Consider the following 22,777-nt stretch of genomic DNA (forward strand, 5'->3'; position numbering starts at 1 on the left):
GAAAGGCTTGATGCAGAAGGGTTTTTATTTGTTAGAGGAATTACTCTGTGCGCCTGTCGCGTGATTTCGTGATGCAGCCGAGAAGGCGTTTATTACACGTTTCTAAGCCAACCCGCGCCGCCGATAATCAAACCAAAACGACAGCCCTACCGACGCCAAAATCACCACCGTGGCAATCACCGTCCATTGCGTGACGATTTCCCCGAGCAGTAACGCGCCCAACATCACCGCGACAACCGGATTCACATACAAACAACTCGTCGCGACAATCGTGCTGGTATGGCGAATCAGAAAGTTGTACGCGACGTAAGCCGCCATCGATCCGATCAGCATCAGATAGAGAAACGACACGCCCGCGCCCAATCCGATATGCGTCAGCCGCTCGCCGGATAAAAGCGCAATCCCCGTCGCCATCAATCCGCCCAAACCAATTTGCAACGCCGTGGACATCAGCAAGTCAGTTGGCTGCGGAAGGCGCGTCGCCAGATGCGCGCCGCCGGCCCAAAAAATCGCGGCGCACAGAATCGCCAGCGTGCCGAAGGTCGAACTCGGCGATGGATCGCCATGATTGAGCAGCACGATGCCGATCAGCCCCAGCGCCACCGCAAACCATTCGCCCCTGGTCACGCTGCGGCCCGCCAGCGCGTTGAACACGGTTGCAAACAGCGGCACCGTGGCGACCATCACCGCCGCCGTGCCGGTGCCCACCGTGCGCATGCCCCACGCCATCATCCCGCTCGATAAACCTTCCAACAGCGTCCCGACGATCGCCGCATTGCGCACTTCCCGCGCACTCGGCATCACGGCTTTTCGATGCACGGCAATCGCAAACAGCCCGATTCCCGCGAACAGATTGCGCAAGCCGCCCAGCATCAGCGGCGGAAACGATTCGAGCGATAGATGAATCCCGAGATACGTCGATCCCCACACGAGATAAACGACCGCCAGCGCAAGCCCCACTCGCCCCTGATGGGAGCGCGGCGCGCGAAACGGAAATCGATCGGGAAAGCTGAACGGCAGACGCGGCGGCAAAGCGGACATGCGTTACTCCGCTTTGACTGCACGCCGGGCGGCGGCAGGAAGAACCAGACAGGACGACATGGCAGAACGCAGAACGGGAAGAACGTGGATAGCCGCACTAGCCTCGGGAAAACCCCGAAAACCGCAGCGCTCGACATTATGCAGTAAGCGCTCATTCGCTCTGAGGTATTTTCAAGATGGTTGCCAACACGCCACGCGCCGGTGTAACGTGTCGGCTGCTAACGCGGGGGTCCTGCGTTGCACATCGCGATTCAATCGCTTCGTGCGGCGTGGGTGAGAAATACCCTTTGAACCTGATCTGGATAATGCCAGCGCAGGGAAGCGTTCGGGTTCATCGGCATGCCGCATCCTCGCCACTTCATTCAGAACCCGATCATTTCCATCTCGTTCCTCCCTGTTTAGCTCCTGAGTCAGCGCGAGCGACGACATCGCTCGTGCTGAAACTTTAAAAAGTCCTCATGGAGAGACAGCACATGAATGCCAATCCCAAGTTCCTGTCAGAGAACGCCGTCGTCGATGCCGCCGCCATCGCGCCGCTGCCGAATTCGCGCAAGGTCTATGTCGAAGGTTCGACGCCCGACATCCGCGTTCCGATGCGCGAAATCAGCCAATCCGATACACCCGATGGCTTCGGTGGCGAGAAAAATCCGCCCGTCTACGTGTACGACTGCTCCGGCCCGTACACCGATCCCGACGCTTCCATCGATATCCGCAGCGGCCTGCCCGCGTTGCGCGCCGAGTGGATCGCCAAACGTGGCGACACGGAAGAACTGAGCGGCCTCTCCAGCGATTTCGGCCGTGAGCGCGCCGCCGATCCGAAGACCGCAGAGTTGCGCTTTCCGGGTTTGCATCGCCATCCGCGTCGCGCGCTCGACGGCAAGAACGTCTCGCAGATGCACTACGCGCGGCAAGGCATCATCACGCCGGAAATGGAGTACATCGCGATCCGCGAGAATCAGCGGCGCGCGGAGTATCTGGAAAGCCCGCGCACCAGCGGTCCGAACGGCGAAAAACTCGCCAAGATGATGGGCCGTCAGCATCCCGGTCAGGCATTCGGCGCGGCGGCATTCGGCAAGGATTCGCCGAAGGAAATCACGCCCGAGTTCGTGCGCGAGGAAGTGGCGCGCGGCCGCGCGATCATCCCCGCGAATATCAATCACCCGGAAAGCGAACCGATGATCATCGGTCGCAACTTTCTGGTGAAGATCAACGCGAATATCGGCAATTCGGCGGTCACTTCTTCGATCGGCGAGGAAGTGGACAAGATGACCTGGGCGATCCGCTGGGGCGGCGACACGGTGGTGGATCTCTCGACCGGCAAGCATATCCACGAAACGCGCGAGTGGATCATCCGTAATTCGCCGGTGCCGATCGGAACCGTGCCGATTTATCAGGCGCTCGAAAAGGTCAACGGCCGTGCCGAAGATCTGACGTGGGAAATCTTCCGCGACACGCTCATCGAACAAGCCGAACAAGGCGTCGATTACTTCACGATTCACGCGGGCGTGCGCCTGCAATACGTGCCGCTGACCGCGAATCGCATGACGGGCATCGTGTCGCGCGGCGGGTCGATCATGGCGAAGTGGTGTCTCGCGCATCACAAGGAAAGCTTTATCTACGAGCACTTCGAAGACATCTGCGAAATCATGAAGCAATACGATGTCTCGTTCTCGCTCGGCGATGGCCTGCGTCCCGGCTCCATCTACGACGCCAACGATGAAGCGCAGCTCGGCGAACTGAAGACGCTCGGCGAACTCACACAGATCGCGTGGAAGCACGACGTGCAGGTGATGATCGAAGGCCCCGGCCATGTGCCGATGCAGCTCATCAAAGAGAATATGGACCTGCAACTGGAATGGTGCGACGAAGCGCCCTTCTACACGCTCGGGCCGCTGACGACCGATATCGCGCCGGGTTATGACCACATCACCTCGGGCATCGGTGCGGCGATGATCGGCTGGTTCGGCACCGCGATGCTCTGCTACGTGACGCCGAAGGAGCACCTCGGCTTGCCGAACAAGGACGACGTGAAGGAAGGCATCATCACGTACAAGCTGGCGGCGCACGCGGCCGATCTCGCGAAGGGGCATCCGGGCGCGCAGGTTCGCGACAACGCGCTGTCGAAGGCGCGCTTCGAATTCCGCTGGGAAGATCAGTTCAATCTCGGTCTCGATCCGGACAAGGCGCGCGAATTCCACGACGAAACGCTGCCGAAGGACTCGGCAAAAGTCGCGCATTTCTGCTCGATGTGCGGCCCGCATTTCTGCTCGATGAAGATCACGCAGGACGTGCGCGATTTCGCGGCAAAGCATGGCGTCGGTGAAACCGAAGCGCTGGCGAAGGGTATGGAAACGAAGGCGATCGAATTTGTGAAGAAGGGATCGGAGATTTACCAGCCGACGTAAGCCTTTCTGATCGTTCGATTCGAGCGCGGCCCGCTGCATTGCCCATGCAGCGGGCCGCTTTCATTTTTCTGACCGATCGGGCACTTTTCCTGCTCTGTTGTACGACGAACCGGCACAAAAAGTCGACGCACAACACTCGTGGTGACGCTCGACATCCGCCGATTCATCTCATCATCGAATCAGAGAGTCTTGGAGAGTCGACATGAAAAACATCAAACAGATCGGCGCCGCTGCAATGGTCACCATGCTTTTGGGAGGGCTGACCGCTTGCGGCGACATGACCACGCGTCAACGGGATACCGCGGTCGGTGCGGGCGTGGGTGCAGCGGGCGGCGCGGTGATCGGCGGCAGCGCGCTTTCTACCTTGGGCGGCGCGGCGGTGGGCGGGATCATCGGCAATCAGGTTGGGAAGTAAGCGGGAGAATAAGCCGAGAAGCAAGCGGACTTTTTATCCATCGGCGGGCGTGATCACGACCCGCCTGTTTCAAGATTGTTACAAGCTCATCAAGCTTTAATCGTTTGTCACACATCGTCCGACGCGCGCGATGTGACTCGGCGAGTAAGCTGTTTCTTAACGGGCCGCGCTTCTTATTTCGGGATGCTCGGCAAGCCGTTTGCAAGGAGCAGTGCCATGATTTCCCCTCGATTCAATCTGATTTCCAGAGCAGCCGTCGCCGCGCTCGCCGGCGGACTGCTGCTCAGCGGATGCTATTACGGCTATCCGCCGTATCCCGGTTACGGATCGTCCACCGTTCCGGTCACCTACACGCAACGCGAATTCGCGATGCCGCCGGGCGCATCCGGCACTGCGGTCGCCAACGCGCCCAACGTCAATCCTGTCGCGCTTCCGCCCGGTTATGACTACGCGGTCGGGCCGCCGACATCCGCGTACTACTCGGATTACTACGCCACGCCTGCCTATGGCGCTTATCCCTATGCTTATCCGTATCCGTACGCGGGTTATCCGGCGTATTACGGCTATGGCGGTCCGTCCATCGCTTTAGGCTTCGGATACTGGGGCGGCGGCGGATGCTGCTGGCACGGCGGCGGCTGGAACCACGGATGGCACGGTGGCGGCGGCTGGCATGGCGGCGGTGGCGGATGGCATGGCGGTGGATCGAGCTGGCAAGGCGGCGGTGGATGGCACGGCGGCGGTGGCGGCGGGCACGGCCACTGAAACGGCCACGGAGCCTCGCGTAACAACGCTGCAACAATTTCTGGCCAATTCAACGCTTGGCAACGTTTGGCGATGGCGGCGCGAAACAGTGCGCCGTCACACTTTCTTTATCCGACAAGCACTTGGCGGCATCAGCCGATCCAGTGGCACGAATCTGGCTACATGTCCTCCCTATTTGCCGCGGCCTTTGCGCCGCTTTCTCATTCGGGGGGATGGGTCATGATGGCGTTCGTATTTTTCCTGATGTGGATGCTCGCTTCGATCGCGTTGCTGACCGTCTGGGTGTTTCGTCAAAACCCGCCATCGACGCATGCTTCATCGGCTGGTGCGCGTGAGGCGACGCCCGTCGAAGTCTGACGCCCGGCACTTCCGTCATGCGCGATCATTCGCGTCTTGACTGACGCGATTCCTCCCCTATTCTTAATGGGCGCGTTATGCGTTCGCTTAAGCGGCGAGCGCCCATAAGTTATCTCGACTACATCGATCCCGACGCGCGACGCCCGTAAGGAGACACGATGTTCCATCAGTTGCTGACACCCATCGCCAATTCGCTGGCGCTGTCGTTTATCGTCGCGGCGCTGCCGATTATCGTCGTGCTGGTGCTGCTGGGCTGGGCGCGGCGGCCGGCGTGGCAGGCATCGCTTGCGGGGCTGGTGGTGGCGCTCATCATCGCGATTGCGGGCTGGCATTTCCCGGTGACGCTCGCCATCGATTCGGTCGCGGCAGGCGCGGTCTTCGCGCTCTGGCCGGTCATGTGGATCGTGTTCGCCGCGATCCTGCTCTACAACGTCTCGCAACGCTCGGGACGCTTCGAAGCCTTCCGCCTCTGGATGGTCGATAACCTGCCGAACGACCGGCGCATCGTGCTGGTAGTGATCGGCTTTTCGTTCGGCGCGCTGCTCGAAGGCATTTCCGGTTTCGGCACGCCGATCGCCATCACCAGTTCGCTGCTGATTCTGCTCGGCTTCCCGACGCTCGAAGCGCTCACCTTCACGCTGATTTTCAACACCGCGCCGGTCGCGTTCGGCGCGCTCGGCGTACCGATCACCGTGCTCGGCGCAGTCACGCACTTACCTACCGATGCGCTCGCCAAAATGGTCGGTCGCCAGTTGCCTTTGTTCGCCTTCTTCCTGCCGTTCTACGTGATCGGCATCTATTCGGGTTTTCGCAACATGCTGCGCGTCTGGCCCGTGCTGCTGGTCTCGGGCGGCGCGTTCGCGCTCACGCAATTCGTGACATCGAACTACATCAGCTATGCGCTGACCGACGTACTCTCCTCGCTCGTCTCACTTATCTTGACGATCGCGTTCCTGCGCATCTGGAAGCCCGCGCCCGACGATCGTTTCGCGGTGAACGTCGATCGGATCGCCAATACCGACCAACACGGTGCCGTTGCCGGCGCGCAGGGCTGGATTCCGTGGATCGTGGTGTCGGTCGTGGTGATCGTGTGGACGGTCGCCAAAATCTTCCTGATCGGCGATGTCAAAGTGCCGTGGCCCGGTCTCGACAAAGCGGTATTCATCACGCTCTATAACCAGCCTTACGGCGCGATCTGGGACTTCCAGCCGCTCGCCACCGGCACCGCGATTCTGGTCGCCGCGATCATCACCGCCGTGCTGGTCAAGCTGCCAACGAGCGAATTCTTCGCCGCCATTTCCGATACGTGGATACAAACGCGCATCGCCATTCTGACCGTGGCGACCATCGTCGGATTGGCGTATCTGATGAACTACTCGGGCATGAACTACACGCTGGGCCTGGGCGTGGCGTCGGTCGGGCCGTTCTTTCCGCTGGTGTCGGCGTTTCTCGGCTGGGTCGCGGTGTTTCTCTCCGGCAGCGATACGTCGGGCAATGCGCTGTTCGGCAATCTTCAGGTCGTCGCCGCGCATCAGCTCAATCTCAATCCCGTGCTGATGGCGGCGACCAATTCATCGGGCGGCGTAATGGGCAAGATGATTTCGCCGCAGAACATTTCGACGGGCGTGGCGACCACCGAACTCAAGGGCAAGGAAGGACTCGTTTTTGTGCGCACCTTCAAGCATTCGATCCTGCTGACCATCCTGCTCGGCATCCTCGTCTGGTTGCAACAAAATGTGCTGACGTGGATGATTCCGCCGCATTGACAATTTGTATCTCCCGCTTCTTGCGCTCTCGTCGCCCGAGAGCGCGAAAGCGTGCAACGCGGTGGTAGCATGCGCGGACTTTCACCTCGCAGTCCGCCGTCATGTCTCCCGCCAATCTTCTCCAACTGATCGTTCTGGCCGCGCTCTGGGGCGCGTCGTTCTTGTTTATCCGCGTGGGTGTCGCCGAATTCGGCGTCGCGCCATTGATGGCGGTACGCGTGGGAATCGGCGCATTGTTTCTCCTGGCGATGCTGATCGCGCGACGCCCCATCGCGCAGACCGCGCGCACGATGCGCGAACGCGCGCTGCCACTGTTTATCGTCGGCATTCTCAATTCGGCCGCGCCGTTCTGCCTGTTTGCGTTCGCGGAACTGACCCTGTCGGCGGGCGCGACATCCGTCATCAACGCGACGACGCCCTTGTGGGGCGCGCTCGTCGCCTATCTCTGGCTGAAGGATCGGCTGACGACCATGCGCACCATCGGCATGGCGATCGGTTTTGCGGGCGTGCTCGTGCTGGTGTGGAATCAGATCGCGCCGTCGCACGATGCCAGTGCTGCGGGTGCGGCGCTTCCGGTGCAAGGGCTGCTGGCCGCTGCGGCTGCGCTGCTGGCATCGGCCTTGTATGGCGTGGCGGCCAACTTCGCCAAGCGCCATCTGATGGACGTCGATCCGATGACCAACGCAGCGGGCAGCATGATCGCCGCGACCATCGCGCTCGCGCCGATCGCGTTCTTCACCTGGCCCGCCGCGCACGTTTCCACCGATGCGTGGCATGCGGTGCTGGCGCTGGGCATCGGCTGCACGGGCATCGCATATTTTCTGTACTTCCGGCTTGTTGCCGCTGCCGGTCCCGCCCGCGCGATGACGGTCACCTTCGTCATTCCGCTGTTCGGCATTTTGTGGGGCGCGCTGTTTCTGCACGAGCACGTTTCGCTGGTGATGCTCGAAGGCTGCGCCGTCGTGCTGCTCGGCACCGCGCTCGCCACCGGCGTGATCAAACGCGTGCCGCTCTTTGGCCGTCGAAAGCTCGCGCAGTGAACTAGACTTCAAACGCTGACCGATGGTTGCCGATAGTCACGCTTCGGCATTTTTCGCATTGGTCAAATTGTTTGGATGCGCGTTGCAGTCCGCGTAACGTGAGTCATGCTTCGCGCTTTTGCGTCGGGAGCAGTCATGAGCGATACGTTCAAAAAGATCAAGCACGAAATGATGAAGATGGTGCCGCCCACTTTGTTCTTTTTCGTGCTTCTGCATGCAGTACTCATCGTTCGCGCGTTGATGGTCAAGGGAACGGGCATTGCGTTCGAAACCTCGGCGTCGGTGTTGGTGGCGTCGCTGATTCTCGGCAAGGCGGTGTTGATCGCCAATATGCTGCCGTTCATCAACCGTTTTCCGGATCATCCGCTGATCTATAACGCGGCCTGGAAAACGCTGATCTACACGATCATCGCGGGCATCCTCCACTTTTTGGAGCGGCTGTTCGAGTTCTGGAAGGAAACGCATAATCTGGCGGCGGCGAATCAGGAACTACTGCAGCACATCAATTGGCCGCAGTTCTGGGCCATCCAGATTCTTCTCTTCCTGATGATCGGGAACTACTGCATGTTCTCGGAACTCGGACGCGTTATCGGGCGCGATGCGCTGCGTTCACTGTTTCTCGGCCCGCGCGTGGACGTGGTGCCGCGCGAATGGCAGGAAAACTGATCGTTTTTTTAGAAAAGCGGAGTGTTCATGACGATGCAGGCGTTGACGCTCAGCGTGTCGATCAACCGGAACTGGAAGGATCTCTACGACGCCATCTGGCGGCCGGAAGCGTTTCAGAAATGGGCATCGGGCATGGCGGAATCGACGCTGGAACCGGACGGCGATCAGTGGAAAGCGCGCGGTCCGGCTGGCGATGTGACGATCCGCTTCACCGCATATAACGACTTCGGCGTGATGGACCACACGGTCCGTCTCGCCAGTGGCGATAAAAGCGGCGACGAAATTCACGTGCCCTTGCGCGTATTCGCAAACGGCGACGGTGCGGAAGTCACGCTCACGCTGTTCCGCCAACCCGGCATGTCCGACGACCAATTCGCCGCCGATGCCGACTGGGTGCGCCGCGATCTCGCCACGCTCGCGCAGCGCTTCTCAACGTAACGCTTATAACGCTTTACTCTCCGCGCACCGGCCCACGTCCGGCCTTGATCGCGCCGCGCTTCACCTTCCCCTCCACACGCCGCACTTGCGATGCCCGCGTCGGCCGCGTCGCGACGCGTTTCTTGCGCGTGATGCTGACACTGCGAATCAGTTCGTCGAGCCGCGCCAGCGCCGCCGCGCGATTCATATCCTGCGTCCGATACTCCTGCGCCTTGATCACCACCACGCCGTCCCGTGTCACGCGACTATCGGATAAATCGAGCAGACGTTGCTTGATATGCTCCGGCAGCGACGACGCGCGGATATCGAAGCGCAGATGAATCGCGCTCGATACCTTGTTGACGTTCTGCCCGCCCGCGCCCTGCGCGCGCACGGCCGTCAGCTCGATTTCATTCGGCGGCACGGTGAAGCTGTCGGTCATCAGTCGTGCTCCTTATCGGTGCGTCCGGGCTTCATCGGGCTTCAGGTTAATCGCTGCATTCTCGCAGCAAGTCCGGAATCGCGCCGGGTCGGCGCATCGACGGCTTGTTTGAAAATCTCGGCAGAACCGAATATTTCGACGCGCCGCCGCGCCCGCGTGATCGCCGTATAGACGAGTTCACGCGACAGCACGCGCACGAATGCGCCCGGCAACACGAGCGCCGCGTGCTCGAATTCCGAGCCTTGCGACTTGTGCACCGTCAACGCGAAGGCCGTATCGTGCGGCGGCAGCGCAGCGGGCGATACATAGCGCAGCGTGCCATCGGCCATGCGGAATGCGACGCGCAATGCGCCGTCCGCGCCCGGCAGCGCGATGCCGATATCGCCATTGAACAGGCCAAGCGCATAGTCGTTGCGCGTCACGATCACGGGCCGGCCCGCGAACCATTGCGCGCCCATCGCCAGTGCGATGCCCGCTCGCTCGCGCACCTTCGCCGCGATGCGCGCGTTCACTTCATCCACGCCGCGCGGGCCTTTTCTCGTCGCGCAGAGAATGCGGAAGCGGTTCAGCGCATCGAAGAGTTGCGCTTCGGCGGCCTGCGATGCGGGTTCGCTGTCGAGCAGAACGCTTAAAGCTTCGGCATACGGCGCGAAGCCGCGCGCAAGGCGCGTCAGCACGCGATCGTTGAGCGTGGGATGCGCGTCGTCGAAAAGCACGGCGTCGTGCGTGTCGCGCGCTTCGTGGATCGCGTCAGTCACGTCGAGCGAGGACAGCGCGGCGGATGCGTTGCCGTCGCGAATCGCAATCGACAATCGGCCGATGTCCGAGTCCAGCCCGAATCGATAATTCCGCGCGAGCCAGACGACGCAATCGGTCAACGGCGGATCGGCTTCGGTCTGCGTTTCAGGTTCGCTCCATGTGTCGAATAACACGGCGTAACCGTCGTCTTCGTCCGGCGTCGCGGCGAAGAGATCGAGTTGCGGCGGTTCAAGCTTCACCTTGGGCGGTGCTACGTTGAACCGCTTTGCATCGACGGACAGCGCCGCCGCCATTCGCGCGACGGCTGACGCACTGAACGATGGATTCGCGCTCAGTTCCGCGAACACCGCGCCCGCTTCCACCGCCGCAAGCTGATCCTTGTCACCGAGCATGACGAGACGACTGGTCGGCGCGACCGCTTCGAGCAAATGCGCCGCGAGCGCGACGTCGATCATCGATGCTTCATCCACCACGATCACGTCGTACGGCAATGGATTATCGCGATGATGTCGAAAGCCGCCATCCGCCTGCACGCCCAGCAGGCGCTGCAAGGTGAACGACGTGCGCGGCAATCGCGCCGCAAGCTCGGGCGGTAACTTGTCCGCGCGTTCGATCAGCGCTTCCTGCATGCGCTGCGCGGCCTTGCCCGTCGGCGCCGCCAGCGCAATACGCAAGCCCGGATCGCTATCGAGCAGACACGCGAGCACGCCGACCACGGTGGTGGTTTTGCCTGTGCCCGGTCCGCCGCTCACGATGGTCAGCCGCCCCGCCAGCGCAGCAAGCGCCGCGACGCGCTGCCAGTCGATATCGTTATCGGCGGGCGGGCCGAAGAAGCGCGCGATTCGTTCGGAATGCTGCGCAAGCATTTCCTCCGATACTTCCAGCCGCGCCACGCGCGCGCGTTCCATCAAGGCCTGAGCCAGCCTGCGCTCGTAATCGAAGTAGCGCGCCAGATAAAGCCGCCCGTTTTCATCGATAACGAGAGGCAGCAGGTCCGCCGAATCTGTCCGCACCGTGCACGCGATGCCGCTTGCCAGCAAGGCATCGCGCACTTCGCTGAAGCTCGCGCCGTCGCGACGCGCCAGCGCGCCCAGCGGCATGCAGACGTGACCGAGCGCGGTCGCGCGGCTCATCGCGTGGGCGGCGCGTTCGGCCCATAGCACGCCGCGTTCGTCCGCCCCGAGACACTTCGCAAGATCAGCCATGCGGCGCGCGAAGCCATCGGCCAGTGCGCTGCTTTCATCGATCACATTGACGGTGCTCATGCCGCGCCTCCCGCCATCAGCGCGTCGAGCGCTTCGACCAGTTCGAGCGACGGCCGTCCGCGATGCACGCCGCTGGCTGCATCGCCATCACGCCAGTCGGGACGCACGCCGCGCACGAACAAATACAGATAACCGCCGATATGCGTGTCGTATGCATAATCCGGCAAGCGCGCGCGCAAATAGCGATGCAGCGCCACCACGTACAACAACGCCTGCAAGTGATACGCGTGATGCGCCATGGCGTCGGCGAGCGGCGCGGCGCTGTAATCGGCGGCGGTATCGCCCAGATAATTCGATTTCCAGTCGATGATCCAGAAGCGGCCATCGTGTTCGACGATCATGTCGATGAACCCTTTGATATAGCCCGACAATGCGCCCGACTCCAACGCGACGTCCGGAAAACCGTGCGCGGCGAGCACGCGCCGCAGCGCTGCGAAATCCAGCGCGCGCGTGGGAAACAGGAACGCGAGTTCGTTCATGCGCCGCTTCATGCCGATCGACGACAGCCGCATGCCGGGCGCGATTTCAGTGGCGACCGTGTCCGCGACGAGGCGCAGCATCATCGGTTTGAGACGCAGCGCGAGCGGTTCGGGCGCGGGCATTGGATGTTCGTGCAAGGCGCGCTCGGCGGCGGGCATCCACGAATCGGATTGCGTAAAGTCAGCCAGTTCCAGCATCCGATGCAGACAATCGCCCGCCGATGCGCCGCGCGGAAAGCCGAGGATATCGTCATCCGCGAGCGGCGCGCGGGCGGGCATCGTGGCTTCGGGCGCGATTGCCGCGAGCGCATCGTGATCGGGACGCGCTTCTACCGGATGCGGCTGCTGCGCTTCGTCCCGCGCGCCCGCCGCGATCAGCGAACTGAAGCTCGCCATGCGCCAGCTATCGCGCAGGACGCGGCGGTTGGATCGCGCAACCAGTTCGCGTTCCGTCGATTCGCGCGATTCCAGCGGCTCGCGCACATCGATCACCGGCAATTCGGTGACGCTGATCGAGCCTTGCAGCGCGTTCCACGCGGCGACGATTTCAGCGGCTTCGGGTGGATCGGCGCGGTAGGCATCGAAGGAAGTGCCGTTGCCTGCGACGAGCCAGTTCAGCACGCTGCCGCGCGATTCCTTCTCCGACCGGCTCGACAGATAGCACCCCACCACCACATAGCACCGATACACCGCCCGCGTCAGCGCCACATACACGAGCCGCGCGCGTTCGGCCGCAAGCTCACGCGCAATGGACGCTTTCGCCGCCGTTTCCTCATCACCTTCGAGCCCGTAATGCAGGACCGCGATGCCCGCATCGTCGTGATATTCCTTCGCGTCGGGCAGACCGGAACCGGATGGCTCGCGCAACAGGCCATCGCCCAGAAACGGGCAGAACACGACCGCATATTCCAGCCCTTTCGATTTGTGCACGGTGACGATCTGCACCAGATTGCGGTCCGATTCCAGCCGCAATTGCGCAACTTCGCCGCCGCCCTTCTGCTCGCGTTGTGCGGCCAGCCATCGCAATGTCGGCGCGATGCCCGGTTGTTCCGCGAAACGCGCCTGCAATAGCTCAGCGAGATGATTGACGTTGGTGAGTCGGCGCTCGCCATCGGGCTTCACGACCAGCCGCGCGGCAATCGATACCTCGCGCGCCAGCGTGCGCCACATCACCGCGAAGCCGCGTTCGTGCCAGATCGTGCGATAGCGCGAGAAGCGTTCGACCCAACTGGTGGAATCGATGGCATCGGCGGAAGTCGATGCGGCGTCGGCGTGTTCGAGACGCCAGAGCGCGGACGCGTCCAGTCCGACCCAATCCGTGGCAAGCGCCGCGCGCAGACGACGCAAATCGCCGGGTGTGTCGATGGCGGCGAGCACGCGTTCCATTTGCTCGGCATCGAACGATGCGAACACGGACGCCTGCGCCAGTTCCACGCTGCCGATGCCCCACTCGGCGAGTTCGCGCTTGATCGCGCTGCCCTGCCGATGCGTCTGCACCAGCACGGCGATATTCCCCGCCGTCAACGGCTCGTCGCCGATCGTGACGTCGCCGTTCTGCGCGCCGCGTAACAGCCGCGCGATTTCGGCAGCGCACGCGCGCGAGGCATCGCGGTTGGCGCGCGCCTTGAGCAGCGTCGATTCGCCTTGCGGCAGCATCCAGACGCAGAAATCGGCGTCATCGGAATACTTGCCAGCGGGCGTGTTGTCGATGAACGCGCCGCGCTTGCGCGTGCCCGCGCGCACCGGCTGATAGTCGAGACCATCGAGAATGAACGCGCGCGCATTGGCACCGAACACGCGGTTGCATGCATCGATAATCTGCGCCGTCGAACGCTGATTCACCGCGAGCGTATAACGCGCGCTCGCGCTGGCGCGCGCTTCGAGATATGTGTGCAGATCGGCGGCGCGGAAGCTGTAGATGGCTTGTTTAGGATCGCCGACCAGAAACAGCGGGCCGTGCGGCGCGAATACGCGGCGGAAGATCGCGTATTGCAGCGGATCGGTGTCCTGGAATTCGTCGATCAGCGCCGCCGGATAACGCGCGCGCAATGCCTCGGCGAGCCACGCGTGTTTGGCCAGCGCGTGATGCAGATTCGACAGCAGATCATCGAACGAAACGATGCGCCGCGTGCGTTTGCGCGCCGCGAGTTCGGCGGGCGCGTAGTCGAGCCAGTCGCGCACGATGCTCAGCCACTGCGCGCGTTGCGAGGCTTCGGCGGCGCTCGCGGAAGCGGCGATGGCTTCGGCGTGGTCGAAGAAAGCGTGCACGGGCGGCGTGTTCTTCGCTTTCGTGCCTTTCTTGATGGCGGCGGCGGTCAGCTTGAGCGCTTTTTCCGGGAGCGCCGCGTGACAGTCGGCATCGGCGAAATATTCGGTCCATGCGGCGATTGCCGCCGCGAGAATCGATGGCTTGTGCGTGACCTTGTTGAGAATCGGTTCGGCATCGGCAAGCAGTTTGAAGATGAGATCGCGTTCGGCGTGCCACAGCGCGCAGGCGTCATCGAACATGGTTTGGCGATGCGCTGCGTCTTCATCGCTTGCCGCTGCCGCGAATGGCCAGCGCAGTTCGGCCAAGGGTTTCTTCAATCGCCGCGCCAACTGCGCATCCAGCGATGCCGGTCCCGCCTTGTTCGCCACCAGCCACGACGCAAACGACGGCGCGCGCGCCGCCTGCGCTTCTACGCGCTCGCGCCAGAAGTCCGCCGCCAGTTCGAAGCGCAACGCGCTGTCGTCGGCTTCCATGTCGAAGTCGAAGGGCATCGCGGCGGCGAACGGCGCTTCCTGCAGCGCGCGCTGACAGAACGCGTGGATCGTATGGATGGCTGCCTGATCGAACGTGGACAGCGCAATGCGAATGCGTTGCAGCGCTTCTTCCGGTTCGATCGCGTCGAGCGTGGTTTCGAACAGGCGCTCGATGAACGGATCGCCGCCTGCATCGCCGGTTTCGATGGCGTGCGCCACGCCCGTCAGCCGCGTGCGAATGCGCTCGTGCAGTTCGGCGGTCGCAGCTTTCGTGAACGTCACCACCAGAATGCGATCGACGCTCAGCCGTTTTTCGAGCAGCAAGCGCACGTAGAGCGCGCAAATATTCCACGTCTTGCCCGTTCCCGCCGATGCTTCGATTTGATTGACGCCATCGAGCGGGCACGTGAAGACTTCGAGTTCCTGCACGTCGTTGCTGTCCAAGGTATTCATGCGGCGTCGCTCCGCAGATGCTTCACAAGCGGTTCGAACACGATGCGCGCGATTTCCGCGAAGGCATCGTCGAGTTCGAGTTCCACGCCGCGAAACGCGATGCGATACACCGGATCGTCGCTTTCCGGCCGTTTGCGCGAACCAGCGCGCGTGGCTTCGGGGCTCCATTCTTCCTGCGCGGCTTTATCGCCCTTTTCGCCTTCGCTGACCTTGAGCCACGCGCTCTTCGGGAAAAATTTGAGCGGCATACGCCGTCCCGCGCGATACAACGCGGCAAGCGCAGCCAGATGCGCGTCAGGATCATCGACCGGCATCAGCTCGAAATCGCCCGATTGCGCGCCGCGCCCATGCCAGATCGTGCGGCGCGGACCATCCGGAAGCGCCGCGCAGTATGCAAGATGCGCGAGCCACGCGATCAGATAGTCACGCGCGCGCGGCGCATCGTAGCGATAAATCACCTGTCCTTGCGGCGTCAGCCGGTTGAGCGTGCCGACGAGCGTGAGCGGACGCGTATCGGCCAATGCTTCGTCGTACGGACCGAACAGATCGATGCCACCGGTATTCGGCCAGCGCGGCGCGATCTCCAAAGCGAACGGGAGACGCATCGCGCCCTCGGCAATCGATGCGCGCACGCGTTCCGACAGTTGCGTCAGCGCATGCAGTTCGCGCGCCTGCCACACGCCGCCCGTCGCGCCGCCCGGCATTTCGGGACTGGCGCGCGCGACATCGCGGGCACGCGCGCGGGCGCGGCGGGCGTTGTCGTCGGTGGCATCGAGCAGCGAAGGCAGCACGCGGCTGGCGAGCGCATCGCGGCCCGAGAAGCTCAGTTCGAACGGCTCGGTATCGTCGAGTTCGGCTTCGGCATCGACCAGGGCGATACCCAAACGGTCGCGCAGCAACGCGCGTGCGGGATGCCGCCAGAAGCGCGCGAAGTCATCGAACGCGACGCTTTCCGCGTCTTCTTCGGCGGGAAGCGGCGTGCGGAAGAACGGCGTGTCGTAGCGCTTGCGGCCTTGCGCCAGTTCGCGTGCGAGTTCGGCGCGCTCGGGTTCGTAGGTGAACAGGTGGCCATTCGGCGCGAAGTATTCAGGCGCGTACGGCTGCAACGGATGCTCGAATACGAAGCGCGCGCGCGCCTCGTCCAGTTCCTTTGGCGCGGCATGTTTGCCCGCGACCGACTGCGCCAGATAGTCGAGCATTTCATCGATAAGCGCAGCGGGCGGCAGCACGGCGTTATCGCGAATACTGCGCCCGGTGTACGACACGAGGAAACGATCGCGCGCCGCGAGCAGCAGGTCGAGGAACAGATTGCGCTCGTCGTCGCGGCGCTGACGGTCGCCTAACTTGCCGAAGTTCGCCATCAGGTCGAACTCGTCGGCACGCGCCAGCGAGGGCAACATGCCATCGTCCATGCCCAGCAGACACACCACGCGATACGGCAGCCCCCGCAAGCTCGTCAGCGACGAAAACGTCACGCCGCCCCACGGCACGCCGCCGCGCGCGGGATCGTCGAGCGTGTCGGTGAGCGCGGTGCGGACCACGGCGGCGGACACTTCGGTGTCGCCTGCGCCTTCGGTCATCGCGGCGATTAGCGAATCGATCGCATCGCGCACGTCACCGATGGTGTCGTTGAACGCGACGCCTGCATCGAAGAAGCGCGTGAGGGCGTCGAGCAGCACGTCGCCCCAGGCGCGCGCGGTTCGCGGATGCGCGATCTGCGCGGCGAGTGCATCGATATCATCGACGAAGCGCGTGAGACGACCGAGCAATTCGGCCTCCGATCCGTTCGCGCCTTCCACCGGCAGCCATTCCGCGACCGGCGCGCCGCCGCCCGGCAACGCGTAGCCGAGATAGAGACGCGTAAGGGCATCGGCGAAGGTGTGGCGCGCGGGCGGAACATCGTCGTCCGAACCGGCTTCAGGACGCAAAACCGGACGCAAACCGCGACGCGCACCCGCCGCCGCAAGCCATTCCTGCGCCGTTTCGAGCGATACCGCGTCGATGCCGTAACGCGCCGCGATGGCATCGACACGCAGCCATTCGATCAACTCCGGCGCGCCGACGCTGCGCTCGGGCAACGCAAGCCAGTCGAGCAGCGCACGCGCCACCGGATTCGCCTGCGACGGCGGCAAACCCGTTATCCGATACGGAATGCGCCGCCGTTCGTTGCTCGCGCCTGCGGGCGCGGTGCCGAACACGCCATCGATCAGCGGACCGGCCACGGCGAGATCCGGAAACGCCACCAGCACGTCCGACGGCTCCAATCCTTCGATCTGATCGAACCAGTCGAGCAGCCGGTCGTGCAGCACTTCGAGCTGCCGCGACAAGCTGTGACACACATGCACTTCGATACCCGCTTCGACGATGTCATCGACCTCGGGCACGACGTTTTCTTCATCGAGCGCAAGAATGCCGTTCTGCACGCGCGCGAGCCACGTCGGCGCGGCGTTCTCTTCGTAAAGCTGCCGCTCCGTCGATGCCGCGCTTTCCGTCAGTTCGTGCAGCATATGCAGTTGCGCCTGCGTCTGCCTTCCCCATTCCGCGAGCAGCGGATGCCCGACTTCCTGATAATCCGCCTCGCCCTTCAATTGCAATTGCTCGACGCGCCCGACACTGACGATGTCGTACCAAAACTCCTGACACGGATTGAGCGCGTACACGCGCACGTCGATCCATCGCGACAGCGTGCGCAACAACGCGATATGCAGCGGCGGCATGGTCGGCAACGCGAACACGCTGATGCGCTTCGGCCAGTCGATCGACTTGGCGAACGCGGCATCGTACTGTGGCGCTTCGGCAAGAAATCGATACGCGGGCGGCGTGGCATCCGCGGATTCGCTTTGCGCGGCAAGATCGGCCAATAGCACGCGCCATAACGCGGCCTGCCAGCGTTCGTCTTCGCGCTGCAGATCGTTGGTGGCTTGAAGTCGCGGCCCGCGTGCATCGATTTCCGATACACCGCCCGCGAGAATCGAGCCGCCCGCCTGCCACTGCGTCAGCCATTCCGGCCGATACGTCAGATAGTGATCGAAGACCGTCGCGACGCGGCGCGCGAGTTCGTAGCGCATGGAGTCGTCGGCATCGGCGGCGGCAGCGTCGAGATAGGCGGACAGACGCGCGGACTCGCGCAGCGCGGGGTCATCGAATAAACGAAAACAGCGCCACGCCAAACGATCCGGCGAGAACGGCGAACGCGCGGGCACCGGCAGCACGCGGCCGATCTGCGTCCACAGCCATTGCGCGAGATAGCAAAACTCAACGTTCGCGCAGATGCCGAAGCGCGCGGCCATATCCAGTTCCAGACGGCGGCGCAGCGCGGCGCTCGGCACGATCACCGATTCGATCGCGAACGGATCGCCCGCCTGATGCGCGTAGGCGTCGAGGTCTTCGAAAAGCGCGGCGGCGAGCGTTTCGTGACGGTTCGAATAGAAAAGTTCGAGCATGGAAAGCGGCTTGCTAAGTGGCTCGACGAACGGCAATTCGCAAAGCTTTGTCAATTGAAGTGCCAGCATAACAAAGCGCGCTTATCGTCGAGAACTAGGCCGAATGGCCTACTGTCCGATGCACGGGTGAGTTGAGTTAGACTCGTTCTCGCCTTGTCCTCCAGGCTTATAAGAATCAGGAAACGATGCGCTATTCGTTCGAAATCAGGAAGTTCATCTACAGCCAGTATTTCTTCGGCGGTTTGCGTATCGCGCTGGGCGTTTCGCTTCCGGCAGTGCTCATGCTGATCGTTTTCCATAACAGAGAGCTGGGCTTCACCATCGCGACCGGCGCGCTCGGCGCGTGCGTGGTCGATATGCCCGGACCGCTCAAGCACAAGCACAACGAAATGCTGGCGTGCTCGCTGATCGGCTTCGTTTCCGCGCTGGCCACGGGCATCGCGACCATCAATCCGATCGCCTTGTGGCTGACGGTCGTGCCGCTCACCTTCGTGCTCTCGCTGATCGTGGTGTATGGCAATCGCTGGCCGCAGATCAGCTTCGCCACACTCTTCATGATGGTCGTCACCCTGGAAGAGCATTTCACGCCGATGCAGGCGCTCATCAACGCATCGTGGATTCTGCTCGGCGGCCTCTGGTACACGTACTGGGCCACGCTCGTGTCGCGCTTGCTGGTGTATCGGATCGAACAGCAGGCGCTGGCGCAGAGCATCTTTAGTTGCGCCGAATATCTCTACGCGCGCGCCGAGTTCTACGATGGCGACGCCGATCTCGACGAGTGTTATCGCAAGCTGATCGAAAAGCAGATTGCCGCCGTCGAACAGCAGGAAGCCGCGCGCGATATCGTGCTGCGCAATCTGCCGAAGGTGAAAAGCGGCAAGCTCGAAGAACGGCGCGCGCGGCTGTTCAATCTGTTTATCAACGTGGTCGATCTGCACGAGTTCTTCGTCGGCGCGCATACGGACTATCCGCTGGTGCGCAAGGCGTTCGCCGGTTCCGATGTACTGATCTTCTATCGCGATCTGATGCGCAAGGCGAGCGCGGATCTCGAAGAGATCGGCCTCGCGGTGCTGCATAACATCGCCGCGCCGAAGCAGATCAGCATGAAGGCCGAACTGCGCGCGATCGAATACGAACTCGAATTGATGCGCAAACACGGTTTGCCGGAGAAGAATCCGGAAGCGTACGCGGCCGCCGCCGCCGTGTTCCGCCGTCTATGGAGCGCAACGCGGCTGATCGACAAGATGCGCCGCCGCACCCGCGACGACGCAAGTCTCGCCGAAACGGAATTGCAGATCGATCACGCGCTGTCTCGTTTCATCTCGAGCCGGCGCGTGCCGCCCATGCAAATCTTTTCCAATCTGACGATGGCTTCGCCCAGCTTCCGGCATGCCCTGCGCGTGACGATTGCGGTCGGGATCGGCTTCTGGGTCGGCAGGTTGTTGCCGCTGACCAATGCGTATTGGATCGTGATGACCACGGTCATTATTCTGAAGCCAGGTTATTCGCTGACCAAACAGCGTAATACGCAGCGGATTATCGGTACGGCGATTGGCTGCGCGTTGACGATCACGCTGATCTTGCTGGTGAAAGAGCCGCATATTCTGCTTATCGTCATGTTCGCGTCGATGGTGATGAGTTACTCGCTGCTGCTGTTCAATTACGCGGCGAGCGTGGTGTTCACGTCGTCGTATGTGCTGCTGATGTTTCATTTGCTCGCACCGGGGAGCATGCGGATTATCGGCGAGCGCGCGATCGATACCGTGCTCGGCTGCGCGATCGCGATTGCGGCGAGCCATTTGTTTCCGTACTGGGAATATCGGTTGATGGGCAAGCTGGTGAAGGACTTGCTCACGGCGTCGCGCACCTATCTCGAAGCGAGTTGGTGGTGGAAAGCGAAGCCATCGGCCCAGACGATGGACGCGAAAACGCGCGCACCCGTCCCCGCCGCCGCTTTCGCCGATGGCAACGTGCGTGCGGCTTCGGCTTCAACTTCTGCTTCCGTTGAGATGCCCGAAGCCGCCAATGAACCGACCGTCAGCACCGCCGCGCTCGATCCGGACGTGGTCAGCGCGTCGGCGCTGAAGACGGCGAGCGCGACGGCGGATCGGCTGGCGTCGGTGAGTATCGGCGAGAGCACGGCGGCGACGGCGAGCAAAGGCGCGTCCGCTGCGGCGACGGTTGCGGCGACGGCGCTGGATCGCGATTTCCGGTATCGATTGGCGCGCAAGAATGTGCATATCGCGTTCGCCAATCTCGCGCAGGCTTTTCAGCGGATGATGCTGGAGCCGAAAGCGCAGCAACGCTATGTGGCCGAACTGAACGATCTGCTGGTGCAGAGTCACGTGCTGGCGTCGCAGATCACGGCGGCGGCGCCGCTGTTGCAATCGCTCAATGAAGGCGATGGGCAAGTGTTCGAGCCGGTGCAGCGGACTTTGGGAATCGTCCGGGACAATCTGTCGGATGCGCAGGAGGTGCTGCCCGAACCGGCGGTGAAGGATGCGTCGGACGCGCAGCCCGCGCGCGCCGATGCGATCAAAGACCTGAGACGCGATCTCGACGCGATGGTGACATCGGCCGAGCGCGCCCAGACATTGCCCGCCGATGCGCTGCACGATCTGAAGCTGCTCGCGCATCAGTGCAAGCAGATGCTGACGGCGTCATCGCTGATCGGCAAGGACGCGACGCTGATTCGTCTGCCGGGCTGATTCCGTTATTGCGATGCGCCGATCGCGGGCACTGCCGTGCGTGCGCCGCTCGCGACGTCGGGCTGTGCGTTCTGTTGATCGAACTGGCGCTTTTCGCGGATCGCGTTGAACAGAATCGTGCCGATCACCAGCAACACCACCACTACGATAAACGCGCCGATGGCGAAAGTCGGGTTCTTCTTTTTAGGCGATCCGTCCGGGCGGCGGTCGTTAAGGCGATCATCGTTCATGGCGGGCGTTGCAGTGTTGGATGTTTTCGGTGGACCCGACATGGTATACGGAGTGGTTTTCAGTTGGGTTGCGCCGCCCAACGGCTAAGGGGCTATTTAAGGCGATCGCGCGCAACCGAATAAACCGTGCCGCGTTCCCGCTTCCCGACCGAAATCACCTCAACAGTCACTCGCGATTCTTCGACGCGATACACCATCCGATAACCCAGCGCTGCGAGTTTGATCTTATAGCAATCGCCCATTGTGCTCAGGCGTGCACTATCGACTCGAGGGTTCTCGAGTCGTTCAAGAAGCTTCCGTTTGAATTGTTCGCGGACAGCGTTATCGAGTGCGCGCCACTCCTTCAGCGCAGACGGCAGGAATTCAAGCTTATAGGTCGTCAAGATTCACACTCACGGCCTTTTCATGGCGCCGGGCGCGGACGATCTCCGCGAGTTCGATGTCTTCCAGTCGTTCGCAAATCGCTTCCCACTCCGCAGCGGGAATCAGATAAGCGACCGGCTTATTGCGATTAAGTACGGCCACGGGGCCGTCAGCTTGCTCGATCGCGAAACTCGGGTTCACTTTCAATTCACTGATTCCGATCGAGACGCGGGCATGGATGTTTTCCATCTTCATCTCCTGTTTGGTGAGCGCAACGTGAGCAGCGCAATAGACCAATTCAATGACCAAATATTAGGTCCAATATTAGCACCAGTCAACGATCACTAAACCCGCGAAATTCTCTGCTACACCAACCCGCTTGAATCCCGCCGTTCCGCTTCCCATACTCAACCCGATTCCATGCGCGTCTGATTCCGGCGCGGGCTGCAAGGGGCCATGTCGGGATACCTAGTGACCGGACGTGTTAAGCCGCCCTCTCCGGGCGGCCTTTTTTTGCCTGTCGATACGAAAGCGCTCAAGGCTCCAGCGTCGGCCGGACGGGCAGCGCGGTCGAATACTTGATCTGCTCCATCGCGAAGCTGGAACTGACGTCGTATAGCGGCACGCCGCGGATCAGTTGCTTGTAGACGCGGTCGTAATCGTCGATATCGGATACCACCACGCGCAGCAAATAATCCGTCTCGCCGCTCATCCGATACACCTCGACCACTTCCGGTATATCCCGCACCGCGCGGCAAAAATCTTCCGCCCACGTCTGTGTGTGCTGATTCGTGCGCACCGCGACGAACACCGTGGTGCCGACGCCGAGCTTCTTCGGATCGCACAGCGCGACCTGCGCGCGGATCACGCCGGTTTCCTTCAGACGCTGCACGCGCTTCCAGCACGGCGTCTGCGAAAGATTAACCCGCTGCGCGAGTTCCGCAATGGGCATCGTCACGTCTGCCTGAAGGAGTTCGAGCAGTTTTCGGTCGATGAGGTCCATTCCCATACTGCACCCCTGGTA

At 62.3% G+C, this 22,777-nt stretch carries 18 protein-coding genes and 1 riboswitch; of the genes, 9 read left to right on the top strand and 9 right to left on the bottom strand.

Annotated features, from left to right (window positions below):
- Window positions 1-102: 102 nt before the first annotated feature.
- Window positions 103-1,041, bottom strand: a complete 939-nt coding sequence (locus P7F28_RS16005; RefSeq protein ID WP_277185493.1) for an EamA family transporter — start codon at window positions 1,039-1,041, stop codon at window positions 103-105.
- A 215-nt stretch (window positions 1,042-1,256) separates the two neighbouring features.
- A riboswitch (TPP riboswitch) is annotated at window positions 1,257-1,379 on the top strand.
- A gap of 135 nt (window positions 1,380-1,514) precedes the next feature.
- Between P7F28_RS16005 and thiC the strand changes: the two genes are divergently transcribed.
- The 8 genes from thiC to P7F28_RS16045 all read left to right on the top strand — a co-directional run bounded on the left by thiC (window position 1,515) and on the right by P7F28_RS16045 (window position 8,890).
- Complete coding sequence (gene thiC / locus P7F28_RS16010; RefSeq protein WP_277185494.1) at window positions 1,515-3,446, top strand: phosphomethylpyrimidine synthase ThiC; 1,932 nt, start codon at window positions 1,515-1,517, stop codon at window positions 3,444-3,446.
- A 235-nt stretch (window positions 3,447-3,681) separates the two neighbouring features.
- Window positions 3,682-3,861, top strand: coding sequence for a glycine zipper 2TM domain-containing protein (locus tag P7F28_RS16015; protein ID WP_370467336.1), 180 nt, complete (start codon window positions 3,682-3,684; stop codon window positions 3,859-3,861).
- Between the two features lie 216 nt (window positions 3,862-4,077).
- Window positions 4,078-4,623, top strand: coding sequence for a hypothetical protein (locus P7F28_RS16020; protein WP_277185496.1), 546 nt, complete (start codon window positions 4,078-4,080; stop codon window positions 4,621-4,623).
- 162 nt (window positions 4,624-4,785) lie between these two features.
- Window positions 4,786-4,980 (top strand): hypothetical protein, encoded by a 195-nt coding sequence (locus P7F28_RS16025; protein WP_277185497.1) that lies wholly within the window; start codon window positions 4,786-4,788, stop codon window positions 4,978-4,980.
- 158 nt (window positions 4,981-5,138) lie between these two features.
- Window positions 5,139-6,746 carry an L-lactate permease gene (locus P7F28_RS16030; RefSeq protein ID WP_277185498.1) on the top strand — a complete coding sequence of 536 codons (1,608 nt, stop codon included), beginning with the start codon at window positions 5,139-5,141 and terminating at the stop codon, window positions 6,744-6,746.
- A gap of 101 nt (window positions 6,747-6,847) precedes the next feature.
- The gene (locus tag P7F28_RS16035; protein WP_277185499.1) at window positions 6,848-7,786 is read left to right on the top strand and encodes a DMT family transporter; all 939 of its coding nucleotides are present in this window, start codon (window positions 6,848-6,850) and stop codon (window positions 7,784-7,786) included.
- A gap of 135 nt (window positions 7,787-7,921) precedes the next feature.
- Window positions 7,922-8,452: a hypothetical protein gene (locus tag P7F28_RS16040; RefSeq protein WP_277185500.1), complete on the top strand. Its 531-nt coding sequence runs from the start codon at window positions 7,922-7,924 to the stop codon at window positions 8,450-8,452.
- A 27-nt stretch (window positions 8,453-8,479) separates the two neighbouring features.
- Entirely contained in the window at window positions 8,480-8,890 is a 411-nt protein-coding gene (locus P7F28_RS16045) for an SRPBCC family protein (RefSeq protein ID WP_306805920.1), read from the top strand.
- Window positions 8,891-8,903: 13 nt separating this feature from the next.
- Here P7F28_RS16045 and arfB read toward each other — a convergent pair whose 3' ends face one another.
- Genes arfB through recC form a run of 4 tightly spaced genes read right to left on the bottom strand, consistent with a single transcriptional unit; the run spans window position 8,904 to window position 18,452 of the window.
- Complete coding sequence (arfB, locus tag P7F28_RS16050; protein WP_277185501.1) at window positions 8,904-9,311, bottom strand: alternative ribosome rescue aminoacyl-tRNA hydrolase ArfB; 408 nt, start codon at window positions 9,309-9,311, stop codon at window positions 8,904-8,906.
- Window positions 9,312-9,352: 41 nt separating this feature from the next.
- A complete protein-coding gene (locus P7F28_RS16055; RefSeq protein ID WP_277185502.1) occupies window positions 9,353-11,335 on the bottom strand; it encodes an AAA family ATPase in 1,983 nt (660 codons plus the stop codon).
- Window positions 11,332-15,009 (bottom strand): exodeoxyribonuclease V subunit beta, encoded by a 3,678-nt coding sequence (gene recB, locus P7F28_RS16060; protein WP_277185503.1) that lies wholly within the window; start codon window positions 15,007-15,009, stop codon window positions 11,332-11,334. The genes P7F28_RS16055 and recB overlap by 4 nt, the downstream gene beginning before the upstream one ends.
- On the bottom strand, window positions 15,006-18,452 hold the full coding sequence (recC, locus tag P7F28_RS16065) for an exodeoxyribonuclease V subunit gamma (protein WP_277185504.1): 3,447 nt from the start codon (window positions 18,450-18,452) through the stop codon (window positions 15,006-15,008). Before recC ends, recB begins: the two co-directional genes overlap by 4 nt.
- A 185-nt stretch (window positions 18,453-18,637) precedes the next feature.
- Between recC and P7F28_RS16070 the strand changes: the two genes are divergently transcribed.
- Window positions 18,638-21,160 carry an FUSC family membrane protein gene (locus P7F28_RS16070; RefSeq protein ID WP_277185505.1) on the top strand — a complete coding sequence of 841 codons (2,523 nt, stop codon included), beginning with the start codon at window positions 18,638-18,640 and terminating at the stop codon, window positions 21,158-21,160.
- A gap of 5 nt (window positions 21,161-21,165) precedes the next feature.
- Here P7F28_RS16070 and P7F28_RS16075 read toward each other — a convergent pair whose 3' ends face one another.
- From P7F28_RS16075 to P7F28_RS16090, 4 genes are all read right to left on the bottom strand, one after another.
- Entirely contained in the window at window positions 21,166-21,390 is a 225-nt protein-coding gene (locus tag P7F28_RS16075) for a hypothetical protein (RefSeq protein WP_277185506.1), read from the bottom strand.
- 92 nt (window positions 21,391-21,482) lie between these two features.
- On the bottom strand, window positions 21,483-21,773 hold the full coding sequence (locus P7F28_RS16080; RefSeq protein ID WP_277185507.1) for a type II toxin-antitoxin system RelE/ParE family toxin: 291 nt from the start codon (window positions 21,771-21,773) through the stop codon (window positions 21,483-21,485).
- Entirely contained in the window at window positions 21,760-22,002 is a 243-nt protein-coding gene (locus P7F28_RS16085; protein ID WP_277185508.1) for a type II toxin-antitoxin system Phd/YefM family antitoxin, read from the bottom strand. Before P7F28_RS16085 ends, P7F28_RS16080 begins: the two co-directional genes overlap by 14 nt.
- 286 nt (window positions 22,003-22,288) lie before the next feature.
- The gene (locus tag P7F28_RS16090; RefSeq protein WP_277185509.1) at window positions 22,289-22,762 is read right to left on the bottom strand and encodes an Lrp/AsnC family transcriptional regulator; all 474 of its coding nucleotides are present in this window, start codon (window positions 22,760-22,762) and stop codon (window positions 22,289-22,291) included.
- Window positions 22,763-22,777: the final 15 nt, after the last annotated feature.

Origin of the sequence: Caballeronia sp. BR00000012568055 (assembly GCF_029439455.1) — a bacterium.
Taxonomy (GTDB): Bacteria; Pseudomonadota; Gammaproteobacteria; order Burkholderiales; family Burkholderiaceae; genus Caballeronia.

Coding starts and splice junctions, on each gene's coding strand:
- P7F28_RS16005 (WP_277185493.1), bottom strand. CDS start 1,041: ATGTCCGCTTTGCCGCCGCGTCTGCCGTTCAGCTTTCCCGATCGATTT.
- thiC (WP_277185494.1), top strand. CDS start 1,515: ATGAATGCCAATCCCAAGTTCCTGTCAGAGAACGCCGTCGTCGATGCC.
- P7F28_RS16015 (WP_370467336.1), top strand. CDS start 3,682: ATGGTCACCATGCTTTTGGGAGGGCTGACCGCTTGCGGCGACATGACC.
- P7F28_RS16020 (WP_277185496.1), top strand. CDS start 4,078: ATGATTTCCCCTCGATTCAATCTGATTTCCAGAGCAGCCGTCGCCGCG.
- P7F28_RS16025 (WP_277185497.1), top strand. CDS start 4,786: ATGTCCTCCCTATTTGCCGCGGCCTTTGCGCCGCTTTCTCATTCGGGG.
- P7F28_RS16030 (WP_277185498.1), top strand. CDS start 5,139: ATGTTCCATCAGTTGCTGACACCCATCGCCAATTCGCTGGCGCTGTCG.
- P7F28_RS16035 (WP_277185499.1), top strand. CDS start 6,848: ATGTCTCCCGCCAATCTTCTCCAACTGATCGTTCTGGCCGCGCTCTGG.
- P7F28_RS16040 (WP_277185500.1), top strand. CDS start 7,922: ATGAGCGATACGTTCAAAAAGATCAAGCACGAAATGATGAAGATGGTG.
- P7F28_RS16045 (WP_306805920.1), top strand. CDS start 8,480: ATGACGATGCAGGCGTTGACGCTCAGCGTGTCGATCAACCGGAACTGG.
- arfB (WP_277185501.1), bottom strand. CDS start 9,311: ATGACCGACAGCTTCACCGTGCCGCCGAATGAAATCGAGCTGACGGCC.
- P7F28_RS16055 (WP_277185502.1), bottom strand. CDS start 11,335: ATGAGCACCGTCAATGTGATCGATGAAAGCAGCGCACTGGCCGATGGC.
- recB (WP_277185503.1), bottom strand. CDS start 15,009: ATGAATACCTTGGACAGCAACGACGTGCAGGAACTCGAAGTCTTCACG.
- recC (WP_277185504.1), bottom strand. CDS start 18,452: ATGCTCGAACTTTTCTATTCGAACCGTCACGAAACGCTCGCCGCCGCG.
- P7F28_RS16070 (WP_277185505.1), top strand. CDS start 18,638: ATGCGCTATTCGTTCGAAATCAGGAAGTTCATCTACAGCCAGTATTTC.
- P7F28_RS16075 (WP_277185506.1), bottom strand. CDS start 21,390: ATGAACGATGATCGCCTTAACGACCGCCGCCCGGACGGATCGCCTAAA.
- P7F28_RS16085 (WP_277185508.1), bottom strand. CDS start 22,002: ATGGAAAACATCCATGCCCGCGTCTCGATCGGAATCAGTGAATTGAAA.
- P7F28_RS16090 (WP_277185509.1), bottom strand. CDS start 22,762: ATGGGAATGGACCTCATCGACCGAAAACTGCTCGAACTCCTTCAGGCA.